General features: G+C 61.4%; 15 protein-coding genes. 5 read left to right on the top strand and 10 right to left on the bottom strand.

The annotated features are described in order from the left end of the window. Positions 1-117 precede the first annotated feature (117 nt). The 6 genes from C8K58_RS18435 to C8K58_RS18410 are packed head-to-tail and all read right to left on the bottom strand — an operon-like array spanning position 118 to position 6,275. A complete protein-coding gene (locus C8K58_RS18435) occupies positions 118-1,632 on the bottom strand; it encodes an ABC transporter substrate-binding protein (protein WP_065939299.1) in 1,515 nt (504 codons plus the stop codon). Further along, positions 1,614-2,633, bottom strand: a complete 1,020-nt coding sequence (locus C8K58_RS18430; RefSeq protein WP_098480119.1) for an ABC transporter ATP-binding protein — start codon at positions 2,631-2,633, stop codon at positions 1,614-1,616. The genes C8K58_RS18435 and C8K58_RS18430 overlap by 19 nt, the downstream gene beginning before the upstream one ends. Continuing rightward, the gene (locus tag C8K58_RS18425) at positions 2,630-3,586 is read right to left on the bottom strand and encodes an ABC transporter ATP-binding protein (protein WP_098480120.1); all 957 of its coding nucleotides are present in this window, start codon (positions 3,584-3,586) and stop codon (positions 2,630-2,632) included. Before C8K58_RS18425 ends, C8K58_RS18430 begins: the two co-directional genes overlap by 4 nt. Continuing rightward, positions 3,583-4,440, bottom strand: a complete 858-nt coding sequence (locus C8K58_RS18420) for an ABC transporter permease (RefSeq protein ID WP_108574021.1) — start codon at positions 4,438-4,440, stop codon at positions 3,583-3,585. Before C8K58_RS18420 ends, C8K58_RS18425 begins: the two co-directional genes overlap by 4 nt. Continuing rightward, entirely contained in the window at positions 4,437-5,384 is a 948-nt protein-coding gene (locus C8K58_RS18415) for an ABC transporter permease (protein WP_027604190.1), read from the bottom strand. The genes C8K58_RS18420 and C8K58_RS18415 overlap by 4 nt, the downstream gene beginning before the upstream one ends. Positions 5,385-5,387: 3 nt before the next feature. Next, positions 5,388-6,275, bottom strand: coding sequence for a proline iminopeptidase-family hydrolase (locus C8K58_RS18410; protein ID WP_108574020.1), 888 nt, complete (start codon positions 6,273-6,275; stop codon positions 5,388-5,390). A gap of 183 nt (positions 6,276-6,458) precedes the next feature. Here C8K58_RS18410 and C8K58_RS18405 point away from each other — a divergent pair, with 183 nt between their 5' ends. Together C8K58_RS18405 and C8K58_RS18400 are read left to right on the top strand one after the other, a co-directional pair. Further along, positions 6,459-7,223 (top strand): LuxR family transcriptional regulator, encoded by a 765-nt coding sequence (locus C8K58_RS18405; protein ID WP_027604192.1) that lies wholly within the window; start codon positions 6,459-6,461, stop codon positions 7,221-7,223. A 92-nt stretch (positions 7,224-7,315) separates the two neighbouring features. Then, positions 7,316-8,248 (top strand): proline iminopeptidase-family hydrolase, encoded by a 933-nt coding sequence (locus C8K58_RS18400; RefSeq protein ID WP_027604193.1) that lies wholly within the window; start codon positions 7,316-7,318, stop codon positions 8,246-8,248. 39 nt (positions 8,249-8,287) lie between these two features. Here C8K58_RS18400 and C8K58_RS18395 read toward each other — a convergent pair whose 3' ends face one another. Then, positions 8,288-9,790 carry a nucleobase:cation symporter-2 family protein gene (locus C8K58_RS18395; RefSeq protein ID WP_027604194.1) on the bottom strand — a complete coding sequence of 501 codons (1,503 nt, stop codon included), beginning with the start codon at positions 9,788-9,790 and terminating at the stop codon, positions 8,288-8,290. A gap of 159 nt (positions 9,791-9,949) precedes the next feature. Here C8K58_RS18395 and C8K58_RS18390 point away from each other — a divergent pair, with 159 nt between their 5' ends. Further along, on the top strand, positions 9,950-10,783 hold the full coding sequence (locus C8K58_RS18390; protein ID WP_092359010.1) for a nucleoside-binding protein: 834 nt from the start codon (positions 9,950-9,952) through the stop codon (positions 10,781-10,783). Here C8K58_RS18390 and punC read toward each other — a convergent pair. Beyond that, positions 10,780-11,964 carry a purine nucleoside transporter PunC gene (punC, locus tag C8K58_RS18385; RefSeq protein ID WP_027604196.1) on the bottom strand — a complete coding sequence of 395 codons (1,185 nt, stop codon included), beginning with the start codon at positions 11,962-11,964 and terminating at the stop codon, positions 10,780-10,782. The two genes, C8K58_RS18390 and punC, sit on opposite strands and share 4 nt — an antisense overlap. Before the next feature lie 122 nt (positions 11,965-12,086). Between punC and punR the strand changes: the two genes are divergently transcribed. Next, complete coding sequence (punR, locus tag C8K58_RS18380; protein ID WP_027604197.1) at positions 12,087-13,007, top strand: DNA-binding transcriptional activator PunR; 921 nt, start codon at positions 12,087-12,089, stop codon at positions 13,005-13,007. Here punR and C8K58_RS18375 read toward each other — a convergent pair. After that, positions 12,996-14,165, bottom strand: coding sequence for an aspartate aminotransferase family protein (locus tag C8K58_RS18375; RefSeq protein ID WP_108574019.1), 1,170 nt, complete (start codon positions 14,163-14,165; stop codon positions 12,996-12,998). The genes punR and C8K58_RS18375 overlap by 12 nt on opposite strands. 103 nt (positions 14,166-14,268) lie before the next feature. Between C8K58_RS18375 and C8K58_RS18370 the strand changes: the two genes are divergently transcribed. After that, positions 14,269-15,174, top strand: a complete 906-nt coding sequence (locus C8K58_RS18370) for a LysR family transcriptional regulator (protein ID WP_108574018.1) — start codon at positions 14,269-14,271, stop codon at positions 15,172-15,174. Here the strand turns inward: C8K58_RS18370 and C8K58_RS18365 are convergent. After that, positions 15,171-15,794, bottom strand: a complete 624-nt coding sequence (locus C8K58_RS18365; RefSeq protein WP_092359002.1) for an HAD family phosphatase — start codon at positions 15,792-15,794, stop codon at positions 15,171-15,173. The genes C8K58_RS18370 and C8K58_RS18365 overlap by 4 nt on opposite strands. Positions 15,795-15,941 lie beyond the last annotated feature (147 nt).

The following is a 15,941-nucleotide window of genomic DNA, read 5'->3' as shown; positions in this document are numbered from 1 at the left end:
AAATGTGGGAGGGGGCTTGCCCCCGATTGCAAGGTGTCAGTCACTGTATCTGTGACTGACCCACCGCTATCGGGGGCAAGCCCCCTCCCACATTTGTATTGCGGTGTTCTCTGGGCCTTAGTTTTTCACGACATCTTCAAGCGTGAAACGACCCAACGGATTTTGCAGGAAGTTGCTCACATTCTTGCGTGAGATGTTGATGTACGGGCTGTAGTACAGGTCGATCCAGTTCACATCCTGTTTCGCCAGTTTCTGCAACTCGACATACATCTGCTCACGCTTGACCGGGTCAGCCTCGATGCGCGCCGCCGCGACCAGTTCCTTGACCTTATCGTTCTTGTAGCGGGTCATGTAGTTCTGGTTGGTGTCGTGGCCCAGCACGAAGGTGGTCTTCTGGTCCGGGTCGAGGATGTCGTTGGTCCAGTACATCACCGAAATATCGTACTCACCGTCCACCAGCATCTGCCAGCTTTGGGTCGGGTCGACCTTCTGCAGGTTGGCGGTCACGCCGACCTTGGCCAACTGGTCCTTGATGATCACCGCGATCTGCTCGTCGGCTTCGTTGCCGGCGTTGACCACATAGTTGAGCTTCAAGTCCTTCGCGCCAGCCTTTTCCAACAGTTTCTTGGCGGCGGTCGGGTCATACGGGCGTTGCAGGTTGTTGGCGTAGTGGAACAACGAGCCTTTCGGGATGTAGGAATAGGCCACAGTGCCCTGACCGTAGGTCGCGGTTTTCACCAGCGACTGCTTGTCGATGGCCATGTCCAGCGCCTCGCGTACTTCCTGCTTGGCCAGCAGACCGTGGGCGTGGTTGATCAGCAGGTGATCTTCACGGGTGGACGGGTCGGAGTGGATCACCACGTTCTTGTCTTTCTTCAGCTCTTCAACCCGGGAAAACGGTACGAAGATCGCCGTGTCCAGCTCGTTGTTCTGCACCATGCGCATCCGCGTGTTGTCGTCGGTCACGGAGACCCACTCCACGCCATCCAGGCTGACCTTCTTGGCCTGCCAGAAGTTCGGGTTCTTCTTCAGGATGACCCGGTCGCCCTTGCGCCATTCGTCCACGGTAAACGCGCCGGAGGTCACCGGATTTTCCGAGTAGGCGTCTTCACCCATTTTTGTCATGGCTTTTTCCGACAGGATCGACACCGTCGGCGAAGCCAGTTGCGACAGGAAGGCGACTGCCGGGGTCTTCAGTGTGACAACCAGGGTTTTCGAGTCCGTCGCCTTTGCGGTGTCGATCAGGTTGAAGGGATCAGCCCACAACGAAGCCTTGTTATCGCGGATGCGCAACAGGCTGAACGCCGCATCCTCGGCGGTGATCGCCGAGCCATCGGAGAACTTCGCATCGCGCAGCTTGAAGGTGTAGGTCAGGCCGTCCTTGGAAATATCCCAGCTTTCAGCCAGGCCGGGCTCCATCTTGGTCCCCAGGTTGTCCACGCGCACCAGGGTGTCGTAGACGTTGGCAAATACCCAGGTATCGCGGTTCTGCGCGCTTTTGATCGGGTCGAACGTGGTGCTGTCTTCACGGCAACCGATGGTGAGGACGCCGGCGGCTTGCGCCAATCCGGCAGTGAGGGACCACGCGGTCAACGTAGCAGCGGCGAGCAACTTCAAGTGGCGCGATTGCATGTCATAACTCCTTGTTCATGATGGGCAGGAAGGGTCAACGGTTCTTCAAGCACGCAACTGTATCGATGCTCGTGCTGGGAATGGGTAGGCGGCAACACCACGGAACACATCGTCCGGGCGTACCGGCAACGCGGGTGGAAGGCACAGCCCGTAGGCAAATTCAGCGGGCTCGGCGGCTCGCCAGGCAACAGCTGCGTCGGCAAAGGCCGGTGCGGATCGATCTCCGGAATCGCCTCGATCAACGCCGCGGTATACGGATGGCGCGGCGCGGTGAAGACCGCTTCCACCGGCCCTTCCTCGACGATCTTGCCCAGGTACATCACCGCCACGCGGTCGCACAGGCGCCGCACGATGGCCAAATCGTGGGCGATAAACAGGATCGCCAGGTTCATGCGCTGTTGCAGTTCCAACAGCAGGTTGATGATCTGGCCCTGGATCGATACATCCAGGGCCGCCACGCATTCATCGGCGATGATCAAGCGAGGCTCCACCGCCAGCGCCCGGGCAATACCGACACGCTGGCATTGGCCGCCACTGAGGGCGCCGGGTTTGCGACTGGCCAGTTCGGGGCGCAGGCCGACTAGGTCAAGCAGTTCGTTGACGCGAGCCGGGATACGCTCTGCCGGGACTTTGCGCTGCACCCGCAGCACCTCGGCGATGGTTTCGCCGATGGTGTGGCGCGGGTTCAACGCGGCGTAGGGATCCTGGAAGATCATCGCCGTTTCCTGGCGCAGGCGCGCGATGTCGATCGCGCTGCCATGGGCCATGTCGATGCCATCGAACAGCACCTGCCCGGCACTGATCGGGTTGAGGTGCAGGATCGCGCGGCCCAGGGTGCTTTTGCCGCTGCCGGACTCCCCCACCAACCCCAGGGTTTCACCGGCTGCAAGGTTCAGCGACACGCCGTTCACCGCCTTCACCCACTGCTTGTTCAGGCCGAACACCCCCGTGCCGGACGCGGCGAACCGCACCTCCAGGTTCTTGATCTGCAACAGGCTCATGGGCGTGCTCCCAACGGGTAGTGACAGGCCACGCGCGTGCCTTCGGGCAACCGTTCGGTGCACAACGCGCCGACCTGCGGGCAACGCGGGTTGAAGCGGCAGCCGCCGGGTAATGCATCGAGCAAGGGCGGCTGGCCGGGGATGGTACGCAGCAACCCAGGGCCACTGCCGTGGGCCGGCTGGCAATCAATCAGGCCGGCGGTGTAGGGGTGTTGCGGGTGGGCGAGCACGTCGTACTTGCTGCCGTGCTCGCACAGGCGCCCGGCATACATCACGGCGATGGAATCGCAGGTTTGCGCAACCACGCCGAGGTCGTGGGTGATCATGATGAGCGACAGGCCGCGCTGGTCACGCAGGTCCAGCAACAGGCGCAGGATCTGCGCCTGCACGGTCACGTCCAACGCCGTGGTCGGCTCGTCGGCAATCAATACGTTCGGGTTGCAGCCCAGGGCCACGGCGATCATCGCGCGCTGGCGCATGCCACCGGAAAATTCATGGGGATAGTTGTCGACCCGTGCCTGGGGATCGGGAATGCCCACCTGGCGCAACACTTCGATGGCTTGTCGGCGCGCGTGTTTTTTCGACGCGCCCTGATGCAGGCGGATGCCTTCGGCGATCTGATCGCCGATGCGCATCAACGGGTCAAGGTGGCTGCTGGGGTTCTGGAAAATCATGCCCAACTGCCCGCCACGCACCGCGCGCATGCCGGCGTCATCCAGTTGCAGCAGGTCCTGGCCCGCCAGGCGTACCGCACCGCCCTGCACGCGCAGGCTGGGCGACGGCAACAGGCGCATCAAGCCACGGCAGGCCATGGTCTTGCCCGAGCCGCTTTCGCCCACCAGGCCGAGGATCTCGCCTTCGGCCAGGTCGAAGGACACGCGGTCGACCAGGGTCACATCGCGCCCGCTGTTATTGGCGATCACACTCAGATCCCGCACTTGAAGCAGACTCATGAGCGATCCCCCAACACTTGCGCCACACCATCGGCCAGCAGGCTGAAGCCCATGGCCAGGGTCACGATGGCCAACCCCGGAAAGGTGCAGATCCACCAGGCCGTGGTGATAAACGCCTGCCCTTCGGCAATCATCGTTCCCCACTCCGCCGTCGGCGGTTGCACGCCCAGGCCCAGGTAGCTCACGGCGGCACCGTTGAGCAGTACCAGCACCGCGTCAGACATGGAAAACACAATCGAGCCAAACATCGCATTCGGCAGCAAATGCCGGAACAGGATGCGCCCATGGCCAAAGCCCAGGCTCTTGGCCGCGAGGGCGAAGTCGCTTTCCTTGAGCACCAGGATCTGTGAGCGGATCAGCCGTGCATACGACACCCAGCCCACCAGCGCCATGGCGATATAAAAACTCTTCAAACCCGGACCGAGGATAGCCATGATCGCCAGCATCAACACCAGGAACGGGAACGCCAGGATCACATCGATCACGCGCATGCAGAAACTGTCGAAGCGCCCGCCGATATAGCCGGAAACCGCGCCGACAAACGTGCCGATAATGAACGGGAAAATCACCCCGATAATGGCCAGTTGCAGATCGACGCGCGCACCCCAGATCACCCTCGAAAGGATGTCCCTACCGTAGTTATCCGTACCGAATGGATGGGCGAGACTCGGCCCCAGCAAGCTGATGTCGGTGTTCTGCGCGATCGGGTCATAGGGCGCGATCCACGGCGCGCACAGCGCCAGGACCAACCACACCAGCAGGACCAAAAGCCCCCACGCGGCCGTCAGGCGACCATTGCGAAAGCCAAACCGCAGACGCAGGCGCCATGGAGCAATCAGTGGACGGCTGCTCATTGCATTTTCACCCGAGGGTCGAGGGCCACCGTGACCACGTCGGCGATAAAGTTGACCACCACCGTCGCGCACGCCAGCACCATGGCCACGCCCTGCACCACCATGTAGTCGCGGGTAAAAATGCCGCGCACCAGCAACTGGCCGATGCCGGGAATGGCGAACAGGCTTTCGATCACGACGGTGCCGCTGATCAGCCAGCCAATATTCACCGCCAGCAGGTTGACCGCCGGCACCAGGGAATTGGGCAACACATGGCGACGGAACACCGCTGCTTCCGACAGCCCGCGGGCCCGCGCGGCAGTGACGTGGTCGGCCTGCAGCTCCATCAACATGCTCGCCCGCAGGTTGCGGACCAGCACCGCCGACAGCGCCAGGGCGATGGTCAGGCACGGCAAGACCATATGGTGCGCCTTGTCCAGCCAGGTACGACCGTAGCCGGACACCGGGAACAGGCCCCATTGCACACTGAGCAGCAGGATCAGCATCAGGCCCAGCCAGAACGCCGGCATGCCCAGGCCCACGGTGGTGAACACGCGGATCAGGTTGTCCGCCCACCCGCCTTTATTGCGCGCGGCCCACGTCGCCAGCGGCACCGCGATCAGCAGCGCCAGCACCACGCTGCCGAGCACCAGCACCAGGGTGGGTTCGATGCGGGTGACGATCAATTTCAAGGCGTCGACTTTGTACAGCAGTGATTGGCCGAGATCGCCCTTGAGCAGGTTCTTCAGGAAATAGAAATACTGCTGCCACAAAGGCTGGTCGAGGCCGTACTGGGCGCGGATTTTCAGCAAGGCGTCCGGCGTGCTGCGCGAACCCAGCAGGGCCCGTGCCGGGTCGCCAGGAATCGAGCGCACCAGCACAAACGTGATCAGGCTGATGCCAAACAGTACCGGCAGCAATTGCAGCGGTCGGGACAGTACAAAACGGTAGCGCGCCAGGTTCATCGGTCAGCCTCGGTGGCGAGCGAGAAAGTCCAACAGTACCGGAAAATAAGCCTGTGGCTCTTCATAGAACGGCATATGGCTACTGTTGGGAAATACATGCAGTTCGGCGTGTCTGGCCGCCATCTTCATGCGCATGGCGCAGGCTGGGGTGAGTTCGTCGTGCTGGCCGGTAGTGATCAGGATCGGCATGTTGAAAGCGGCCATCTCGGGGATGCGGTTCCAGTCCTTGAGGTTGCCGACGTAGAGAAATTCGTTGGGGCCCTGCATGGTTTCGTAGGGGCCCATGTTCCAGTCGCCGAGGGAGCGCTTGACCGGCTCGGGCCATTCGTCCAGGCGGCAGACATGGCGATAGTTGAGCAAGGTGATCGCGGCCTGGTATTGCGGGTGATCCAGGGTGCCCATGGCTTCGTGGCGTTGCATCATCGCCACGGTCTCACTGCCCAGCGCGCCGCGCAGGCGTTCGAGTTCTTGAGAAAGATGCGGAATGTCGCCGACGGTGTTCTCGAGGATCAGGCTTTTCAGCCTGTCGGGGTAATGGATGGCGTATTCGATGCCCAGCCAGCCGCCCCAGGAATGCCCGAGCAGGTGCACGCGGCCGAGGCCAAGGGCTTGGCATACGGTTTCGACTTCTTCGACATAACGGCGGATTTCCCACAGGGAAACATCGGTCGGTCTGGCTGATGCGCCTGTGCCAAGCTGGTCGAATGCAACCACTCGCAGGTCATGGTCCTTGAGCCAGCCATGGGCGTCGCGCAAGTAGTCACACGGCAGGCCCGGCCCGCCGTTGAGACACAAGAGCACCTCATCGCCTTCGCCGAAGCTGTAGACCACGAGGTTGTGGCCATCGACTTGCACGTTGTACTGCTGGTCGGGGGCAATTTCACGCCACATGCATACATTCCTTGTGTTGTTTCGGCCTGGCGGGCAGCGGCCGTTTATCAGGCCAACACTACCGAGGATGCCGCGCGTCCATAACCTGGTATTTCTTATAGGTTTGGCCTGGCAGTCCTTCGCCGGGGCGTGGCATTCTACTTGCAGGAAGTGGAGATTCAAATGAATTCGGGAGCAGAACGGATGCTGGCCAAGCTAACTGCCTTCAATAATCGTCTGATGCCGGGCAGGAGCCTGGATGAGCAGATGGACAACACTTTTATCCTCGCCCAGCAGTTGGGCTTCGATGCACTGGTATACGACTACACCCCGGTGCCGATCGACCAGAATGGTGCGTTGATCACCCCCTCGGTGCTGGAGCTGCGTAACACGCCGACCGATTGGCATGCACTATGGTGCAGCAAGGGTTTCTACCAGATCGACCCGGTGCAACACCTGGCCCTGCGCACGGTATCGCCGTTCGTGTGGTCCTACGAAGCCAAGGCTGACACGGCCCTGCAAACCATCATCGACCCCTGCCACGCCCCCGTTTCATCCTACCTGCACGACCAGCAACTGACCTGCGGCGTCAGCGTGCCGATGCATCTGCCCCGTGGCGGCTTCGCGTCACTGACCGGCTTGCGCACTGGCAAAACGCCTACCGTGTTGCAGGACGCGCAGCAGACCTTGTCGGACTTCAGCCTGATTTCCCACGCTTTGCAGGAAGCGGCCTACCCGCTGTTCGGCAAGGAGCTGCGCACCTACCCGCACATTCACCTGACCAAACGTGAACGCGAATGCCTCAAATGGGCCGCCGACGGCCTGACCGCCGCCGAAATCGCCACGCAACTGAGCCGCTCACTGGCCGTCGTCACCCTGCACCTGGCCTCGGCGATGCACAAACTGGGCGCCAAGAACCGCGTGCAGGCGGTGGTCCGCGCCACCCATTACCGCCTGCTGGAAGACTGATCCCCCGGCAAAACCTAGCTGTTTTGCTAGTTACCTAAATCTCGCCCGCAGACTATCGTGTCCCTGATCATTTTTTCAGGGCAGGGTAGGAAATGGACTTCATCGAAAAAATCCGCGAAGGGTATGCCGCGTTTGGCGACTACCAGACCTGGTACCGCGTCACTGGCGACCTGGCCAGCGGCCGCACGCCGCTGGTGGTCATCCACGGCGGCCCGGGCTGCACCCATGATTATGTCGACGCGTTCAAGGACGTCGCGGCCAGCGGTCATGCGGTCATCCACTACGACCAATTGGGCAACGGCCGCTCCACGCACTTGCCTGAGAAAGACCCGTCCTTCTGGACCGTCGATCTGTTCCTTAAAGAATTGGACAACCTGCTGGACCACCTGCAGATCAGCGATAACTACGCGATCCTTGGTCAGTCCTGGGGCGGCATGCTCGGCAGCGAGCACGCAATCCTGCAACCCAAGGGCCTGCGTGCGTTTATCCCGGCCAACTCGCCGACCTGCATGCGCACCTGGGTCAGCGAAGCCAACCGCCTGCGCAAGCTGCTGCCCCAAGGCGTGCATGAAACCCTGCTCAAGCATGAAGCCGCCGGCACCTACCACGACCCGGAATACCTCGCCGCCTCGCGGGTGTTCTATGACCAGCATGTGTGCCGGGTGAACCCATGGCCGGAAGAAGTGGCGCGCACCTTCGCCCAGGTCGACTCGGACCCCACGGTGTATCACGCCATGAGCGGCCCGACCGAGTTCCACGTGATCGGCAGCCTGAAGGACTGGAAATCCATTGGTCGCCTGTCGGCGATCAAGGTACCGACCCTGGTGATCTCCGGCCGGCATGACGAAGCCACGCCACTGGTGGTCAAGCCGTTCCTGGATGAAATCGCGGATGTGCGCTGGGCGCTGTTCGAAGACTCCAGCCACATGCCCCACGTGGAAGAACGCCAGGCGTGCATGGGCACCGTGGTGAAGTTTCTGGATGAGGCGTGCTCTGTTCCGCACACAGTCCGCAAGGCTGGTTGAGTTCCAAATGTGGAAGGGGGCAAGCCCCCTCCCACATTTTTAGACCTCTGTGGTTTCTGCATGTGGGGCTTTCCTTGGCTCCTGCGCCACCAATGGAATTTCCTTGCCCTCGGCATCAAATAACTTGCCCCCCCTGAAATAGTCCCCATCACGCAACGCCGCTACGTCGTGGAAACACAAACTGCGCTCAGTCCCCGCCACAAACACCGACTGCTGGTCTGAGTTACCGGCGGTGAAATGGTTGAACGCCAGGTTCAACAGGATCGCCATGATCGCCGACGAACTGATACCCGAATGGAAAATGGTCGCGAACCAGCTGGGGAACTGGTCGTAGAAACTCGGTGCGGCAATCGGGATCATGCCAAACCCGATGGACGTGGCGACGATGATCAGGTTCATGTTGTTGCGGTAATCCACCTTGGACAAGGTGCGAATACCACTGGCCGCCACGGTGCCGAACAGCACAATCCCGGCACCGCCCAGTACCGAGGTCGGCACCGCCGCGATCACCCGCCCCATGAATGGCAGCAAGCCGAGGATTACCAGGAACAAGCCACCGGTTGCCACCACAAAACGACTCTTCACTCCGGTCACCGCCACCAGGCCAACGTTCTGGGCGAAGGCACTCTGGGTGAACGAACCGAAGATCGGCGCGAACATGCTCGACAGCATATCGGCGCGCAGGCCATTACCCAGACGCTTGGAGTCGACCTTGGTATCGATGATTTCCCCCACCGCCAGGATGTCGGCCGAGGTTTCCACCAGGGTCACCATCACCACGATGCACATGGAAATGATCGCCGCGATGTGAAAGGTCGGCATACCGAAATGGAACGGCGCAGGGAAACCGAACATAGGCCCCTGGCTGACCCCGGAAAAATCCGCCATGCCGAGGAACACCGCGATCACCGTGCCGATCACCATCGCCAGCAGGATCGACAGGCGCGAGATGGTCGCGCTGCCGATCTTGCTCAATAGCAGCACCAGCACCAGGGTCAACGCCGCCAGGCCGATATTGGGCATGCTGCCGAAATCCGCCGCGCGGCTGTTACCGCCCATGGCCCAGCGCGCCGCCACGGGCATCAGGGTCAGGCCGATGGTGGTGATCACAATACCGGTCACCAACGGCGGGAAGAACTGGGTGATCCGCGAGAACACCGGGGTGATCAACAGCCCGATAAACGACGCGGCCATCACCGCGCCGAGAATCGCCGGTACCCCGCCGGCGCCATCGCTGCCGACAATCGCCACCATGGTTGCCACACCGGCAAACGACACGCCCTGCACCAGCGGCAACTGACAGCCAAAGAACGGCAGGCCAAGGGTTTGCAACAGGGTGGCAAGGCCACCGGCAAACAGCGACGCGGCGATCAACAGGCCGATATCCGCCGGTGACAACCCGGCCGCCTGGCCCACGATCAACGGTACCGCGACGATGCCGCCGTACATGGTGAGCACATGCTGCAGGCCGTAAGCCATGTTGGCGGCGACGCCTAGATTCTCATCTTCCGGCCGCTGCGGTGACGCCTTCGGGATAGTCATGGTGAGGGGTTCTCTGTTTTTGTTGTGGTGACACTGTATGCAATGTTTAGACTGGATGTCCATAGAGCTGTATACAATCACTCGAACAAGATACCCTCCATCGGCGTTACAAAAACAACCCGGCCGTGATGAGCCAGAACGCCACAGGACACTAGAACAATGAAAAAGGCATTACAGGGAGCCACCGTTGCACTCACCCTCCTCGGCGGCGGGGAGGCCGTCGCGGTGGAATGGATGAACAACAGCGTAGGTTTTCGCTACGGCCAGCAGTTCACCAATCCGAATAACCCCGACGAATTCAGCAAGCGCATCTACAGCGTTACCCACGCCAGCGGCTACCGGTATGGCAGCAACTTCCTGAACCTGGACGTGTTCCTGTCCGACAACCGCGACCCGCGCAAGGGCACCGACCACGGCGGCAGCGAGGTGTACGCGGTGTACCGGCATCAGTTGTATGCATCACGGGTGCTGGATGTGCCCCTGGGCACCGGGCTGGTCAAGGATTACGCGCTGACCCTGGGCTTTGATGCCAACCGCAACAACAACGTCGCTTCGGCGAAAAAACGCGCACTGGTGCTCGGCCCGACATTGAAGTTCAACACCGTGGGCGTGCTGGACCTGAGCCTTCTGTACTACAAGGAGCGCAACCACACCGGCATCCCCGGTGCACGTGAGTCGAACCACACGTTTGACGACACCTACATGCTCAACCTGACGTGGATGCGCCCTTTCGAGATCGCCAACCATGCGGCGAAATTCCAGGGTTTTGTGAACTACGTCGGGGAAAAAGGCGCGGACTACCATGGCCGTGACACGGCACCGGAAACCCTGATGCGCAGCGCGCTGATGGTCGCGGTGCGGCCGGGCAGGAGCGTGAAGCCGAACCTGTACCTCGGGGTGGGTTACGAGTACTGGCATAACAAGTTCGGCGTGGACGGCGGCCGGGGCAGCCGTACGTCAACGCCGACGGTGAACATGGAAGTGACGTTCTAGGCGGCGGCCAGTTCCGACTTGTCTGCTTTCGGCCGCGCCAGCCAATAGCCCAAGACGGCCAAGGGCGCGGTCGCCAGCATCACTATCACAGTAATCAGCAACGGCTGTTCGATCATCGATGACACCAACAGGCTGCTGAGAAAGCACAGGCCCAATTGCAGCGTGTTTTGCAGTGCCGCCGCCTTGCCGGAATGTTCTGCAAACGGCATCAGCGCATTCGCCACCACGATCGGGTAGCTGGCGCCGTTGACCAGCGCCATCAGGCAGAACGGAATCAGCAAGGTGGTGAGCGTCGGCACGGTCAAGGTGGCGACCAGGTACAGCGCCACCATGCTGATGCAATAGGCCAGCAGCAACCACGGCAACAGCGTCTTGCCCTGGAAACGCTGCAAAGCGCTACGGCAACTGTAGCCACCCACCAGAAACGCCAATGTCGGCAGCACGTAGCTCAGGCCGATGTCATTCGGGCTATAGCCCATGTCGCCGAGGATGAAGGGTGAAGCGGTCAGCCAGGCGAAGAAACTGGCCGAGCAGGCGGCGAAGATCATCACATTGCCGGTAAACACCCGGGAGGTGAGCAACTGCCAATAGCCAAGGCGCGAAGGTTCGTCTTCCCGCGTCTGAGGTTTCGACACGGAGCGCAGGAACAACGTCGGTAGCAACAACAGCAGCGACACCCCCAGCAATACACCGAAGATGGCCTGCCAACCGAAGTGGTTCAGCACCATCGCGCCCAGCAGTGGCGCCAGCGCCGGTGACAACGACATCAACGGCATGATGCTGGCGAACACACGGTGGGCCTTGTCGGCCGGGTAGCGGTCGATCACCAGCGCCTGCCAGCTCACGGCCGCAGAACACACGCCAATCGCCTGCATAAAGCGCAAGGCCAGCAACTGCGGCGCGGTCTCGACCCAAAACATCCCCGCGCAACCCACGACAAACAGGCTCAAGCCTGCGAGCAGGATCGGCTTGCGCCCCAGGCGGTCGGACAACGGCCCCCACAGCAACTGCCCCACGGCAAAGCCCGCGAGGAAGATACTCAGGCTGGCGCCCACCGCGCCCGCACCAATCTGCAACTGCTCGCCCATGGCGCCGAATGCCGGCAAATACATGTCCATGGCGAGGTAACCGAGCATGCTCAGCCCCGCCAGATACCAGGTGAAACCAAAAGAATTTTTCATTGAAACCTTGTTAATCCTGCCATCAAACTATTTGCTGACTGCCGCCCATTATGAAGCTGACAGTTTTGCTGTGAAGCGATAATAATTGGCGTCTGTTATCAATAATTTTGAAGGCAACCCTCATGTGGTCCGAATACTCCCTGGATGTCGTCGATGCGGTAGCGCGCCATGGCAGCTTCAGCGCCGCCGCCCAGGAATTGCACCGCGTGCCGTCAGCCATCAGTTATACCGTACGCCAACTGGAAGAGTGGCTGGCCGTACCGCTGTTTGTGCGCCGGCATCGTGATGTGGAACTGACACCCGCCGGCCGCCTGTTTATCGACGAGGCCCGCGGGGTAATGAAAAAAATGCTCGGCACACGGCGCCTGTGCCAGCAGGTGGCCAATGGCTGGAGTGGCCAGTTGAAGGTCGCGGTGGATTCCATCGTCAAACCCCAGCGCTGCCGACAGTTGGTGCTGGATTTCTATCGGCAGTTTCCCGAGGTGGAATTGCTGCTGGAATACGAGGTGTACAACGGTGTGTGGGATGCCCTGGCGGATGAGCGCACCGATATTGTCATCGGTGCCACCAGCGCCGTGCCGGTGGCCAGTCACTTTACTTTTCGCGATATGGGCTTATTGAATTGGCTGTGCGTGGTCAGCGCCCGGCACCCATTGGCGGCGGTGGACGGGTTGCTCAATGACGACCAACTGCGCCCCTTCGCCTCGCTGTGCATGACCGACACCTCGCGCAACCTGCCCAAGCGCGACACCTGGACCCTGGATAACCAACGCCGGTTGGTAGTCCCGAACTGGGCCTCCGCCATCGATTGCCTGCGCGATGGCCTGTGCGTCGGCATGGCACCGGCGCATCAGGTATTGCCCTGGATCGAACGCGGTGAATTGGTGGCGCTGCAACTGACGCGCCCCTTCCCGGCCAGCCCATCGTGCGTGGCCTGGGCACAGAGCAAACTGTCCCCGGCCATGGCGTGGTTATTGGAATACCTGGGGGATACCGAAACCATGAACCAGGAGTGGCTCAACGGAAAGGACCTAGTTCAATAGCCGAGTGATGGCCCGCACGATCATCTCCACCTCCTTGGCATCCAGGGTCAGCGGCGGCAGCAGGCGAATGACCTTGCCCCGCGTCACGTTGATCAGCAGCCCATGCTCCTGGGCAGCACGCTGTGCCAGGTCGCGATAGGGGCTGGCCAGTTCAATACCGATCATCAGGCCCTGCCCGCGAATCGCCAGCACCTGCGGATGCTCTTCCAATTCCATGCGTAACCGCGCCAGCAAGCGCTCGCCCTGTTGTGCAGCGTTCTGCAACAAGCCTTGCTCTTCGATAATGTCCAACACCGTGCAGCCCACCCGGCACGCCAGCGGGTTGCCGCCAAAGGTGCTGCCGTGACTGCCGGGCGTGAAAAGCGCGGCTACCGCTGCCCTGGCCAGGCACGCACCGATGGGCACGCCATTGCCGAGGCCTTTGGCCAGGGTCATCACATCCGGGACAATGCCTTCATGCTGGAAGGCAAACCAGGCGCCGGTGCGGCCGATGCCGGTCTGGATTTCGTCGAGCATCATCAGCCAGCCGTGCCGTGTGCAGTGGTCACGCAGGGCTTGCAGGTAACCCGACGGCGCGGGCAGTACACCACTTTCGCCCTGAATGGGCTCCAGCAAGACCGCCGCGATCCGTGTGCCAAACGTCTGGGTGATTGCCTCGATCGCCGCCAGATCACCAAACCTGACCTTGAGAAAATCCCCCGGCAAGCGTTGGAAACCCAAGCGCACCGAGGGGCCATCGCTGGCCGCCATGGTGCCCAGCGTACGGCCATGAAAGGCATTCTCCATCACCACCACCAAGGGCTCTTCGATGCCTTTTTTCCAGCCATGCAACCGCGCCAGTTTCAGCGCCGTCTCGTTGGCTTCGGCGCCGGAATTATTGAAGAAGGCACGGTCCAGGCCGGACAGCCGCGTCAGGCGCTGGGCCAGACGTTGTTGCCAGTCGATGCTGTAGAGGTTGGAGGTGTGCAACAACAGGCCGGCCTGCTCGCTGATGGCCGTCACCAGTTTCGGGTGGGAATGCCCGACGTTGGTCACCGCCACACCCGCCACTGCGTCCAGGTATTCGCGCCCCTGCTGGTCCCACAGGCGCGTGCCGAGGCCACGGGTGAAACTCAGGGCCAGGGGTTGATAGGTGGTCATCAGGCAGGCGGCGGTCATGGTGGCGGACTCCAGTGCATCGTTGAGATAGCAACAGTATCGTTAGCCATCCCAGCTGGATAAACTGCGCCTTCCTGCAATGACTTTAAACCAGAGCTTGATAATGGACCTGTTCCAAGCGATGTCGGTGTACGTGAAAGTGGTGGAGACCGGCAGCATGACCGCCGCCGCCCACGCCTGCGGGATGTCGACCACCATGGTCGGCAACCACTTGCGCGCCCTCGAACAACGCCTGGGCGTCAGCCTGCTCAAGCGCACTACCCGCAAACAGAGCCTCACGGAGTTCGGCGGCCAGTATTACCAGCGTTGCCTGGAAGTACTCGGGCTGGTGGCCGACTCCGAGCAATGGGCCGAACAGGCCCACGGCGACGTCCCCAAAGGCACACTGCGCATCACCGCGCCACCGGCGTTCGGCACTGAACGCCTGGCGCCGGCCCTGAGCGAGTTTTCCCAGCGCTACCCGCTGATCAAGCTGTACGTAGTGCTCAGCAACCAGCGCATGGACATGGTCGACAGCGGCTTTGACGTGGCCATCCGCCTGGGCGAGCTGGAACCCTCAAGCCTGATCGCCCGACCGATGCAGGACTACACCATCACCCTGTGCGCCTCACCGGACTACCTGGCCCGACGTGGTACACCCCGGACGCCCGAGGACCTGCAACAGCACGACTGCCTGGCATTCGCCTACCCTTCCACCGATGACTGGCGCAACGCCGACAAGCTGTGGCGCATGACCGGCGCAGAAGGCGAAGTGGAAATCCCGGTGTCCGGCTCGCTGACCATCAATAGCTCCCAGGCCTTGCGCCAGGCCGCCGTGCAAGGCATGGGGATCGTCATGCTGCCGGATGCCCTGGTACAGCCCGACCTGCAAACCGGCAAGCTGGTGGCCTTGCTGACCACCTATCAACTGCCCAGCCGGCCCATGCATCTGCTGTACGGCCAGGACCGTTATCGCTTGCCGAAGCTGCGCGCCTTTGTGGATTTCGCCATGGAAAAGTGGGCGCGCTAGAAGCCCACGCCCAACTCGCGCAGTCGCGCCGCCGTCTGCTCGGCAGACACATGGTGAATGCCTTGCCAGCCGAGGGCGACGGCCGCTTCGATATTGCCGGCGACATCATCGATAAACACCACTTCCCCCGGCTGGATATCCGGCAGGTACACCCGTACCTGGCTGAGACTGGCGTGGTAGATCGCCGCGTCAGGCTTGATCAGCTTCAACTCGCCAGACACCACGATGTTGCGAAATTTGCGAAGGAAGGGGTAATGGGCCAGCGCATAGGGAAAGGTCTCGGCCGACCAGTTTGTGAGCCCGAACAGTGGCATGTTGGCCTGATGCAGCGCGTTGAGAATCGCCACGCCTTCGGGCAACGGGCCACGCAGCATTTCGTGCCAGCGGCCGTAATAGGCCGTGATCAAGGGTTCATGCTCGGGGTATTGATCGATCAGGATCTGCGTGGCTTCGGCCAGCGGCCGCCCCGCATCCTGCTCGGTGTTCCAGGCCTGGGTACAGATGTTATCGAGGAACCACTGCCGCACTTGATCGTCGGCAATCAGTTTGCGATAGAGGTGCTGCGGGTTCCAATCGAAGAGAACACCGCCGAAATCAAAAACGACTGCACGAATCGTCATCAGATCCTCCGTTAGCATGGTTTGAGAGCTGAGGGAGTCTGGCAGATTTACAAGGAGGGAGGTGCGCGCCGGAGCGTAAGACGGATCTGAAAAACCAAAAAAACAAATATGGGAGGGGGACACGCCTCCTCCCACATTTTTAACCGC

The organism is Pseudomonas sp. GV047, from assembly GCF_003058245.1.
Lineage (GTDB): Bacteria > Pseudomonadota > Gammaproteobacteria > Pseudomonadales > Pseudomonadaceae > Aquipseudomonas > Aquipseudomonas marginalis.
This window is presented reverse-complemented; position numbering and strand designations above follow the sequence as displayed.

What these genes read in the sequence shown, in the direction of transcription:
- C8K58_RS18435 (WP_065939299.1), bottom strand. Translation starts at nt 1,632, where the DNA reads ATGCAATCGCGCCACTTGAAGTTGCTCGCCGCTGCTACGTTGACCGCG.
- C8K58_RS18430 (WP_098480119.1), bottom strand. Translation starts at nt 2,633, where the DNA reads ATGAGCCTGTTGCAGATCAAGAACCTGGAGGTGCGGTTCGCCGCGTCC.
- C8K58_RS18425 (WP_098480120.1), bottom strand. Translation starts at nt 3,586, where the DNA reads ATGAGTCTGCTTCAAGTGCGGGATCTGAGTGTGATCGCCAATAACAGC.
- C8K58_RS18420 (WP_108574021.1), bottom strand. Translation starts at nt 4,440, where the DNA reads ATGAGCAGCCGTCCACTGATTGCTCCATGGCGCCTGCGTCTGCGGTTT.
- C8K58_RS18415 (WP_027604190.1), bottom strand. Translation starts at nt 5,384, where the DNA reads ATGAACCTGGCGCGCTACCGTTTTGTACTGTCCCGACCGCTGCAATTG.
- C8K58_RS18410 (WP_108574020.1), bottom strand. Translation starts at nt 6,275, where the DNA reads ATGTGGCGTGAAATTGCCCCCGACCAGCAGTACAACGTGCAAGTCGAT.
- C8K58_RS18405 (WP_027604192.1), top strand. Translation starts at nt 6,459, where the DNA reads ATGCTGGCCAAGCTAACTGCCTTCAATAATCGTCTGATGCCGGGCAGG.
- C8K58_RS18400 (WP_027604193.1), top strand. Translation starts at nt 7,316, where the DNA reads ATGGACTTCATCGAAAAAATCCGCGAAGGGTATGCCGCGTTTGGCGAC.
- C8K58_RS18395 (WP_027604194.1), bottom strand. Translation starts at nt 9,790, where the DNA reads ATGACTATCCCGAAGGCGTCACCGCAGCGGCCGGAAGATGAGAATCTA.
- C8K58_RS18390 (WP_092359010.1), top strand. Translation starts at nt 9,950, where the DNA reads ATGAAAAAGGCATTACAGGGAGCCACCGTTGCACTCACCCTCCTCGGC.
- punC (WP_027604196.1), bottom strand. Translation starts at nt 11,964, where the DNA reads ATGAAAAATTCTTTTGGTTTCACCTGGTATCTGGCGGGGCTGAGCATG.
- punR (WP_027604197.1), top strand. Translation starts at nt 12,087, where the DNA reads ATGTGGTCCGAATACTCCCTGGATGTCGTCGATGCGGTAGCGCGCCAT.
- C8K58_RS18375 (WP_108574019.1), bottom strand. Translation starts at nt 14,165, where the DNA reads ATGACCGCCGCCTGCCTGATGACCACCTATCAACCCCTGGCCCTGAGT.
- C8K58_RS18370 (WP_108574018.1), top strand. Translation starts at nt 14,269, where the DNA reads ATGGACCTGTTCCAAGCGATGTCGGTGTACGTGAAAGTGGTGGAGACC.
- C8K58_RS18365 (WP_092359002.1), bottom strand. Translation starts at nt 15,794, where the DNA reads ATGACGATTCGTGCAGTCGTTTTTGATTTCGGCGGTGTTCTCTTCGAT.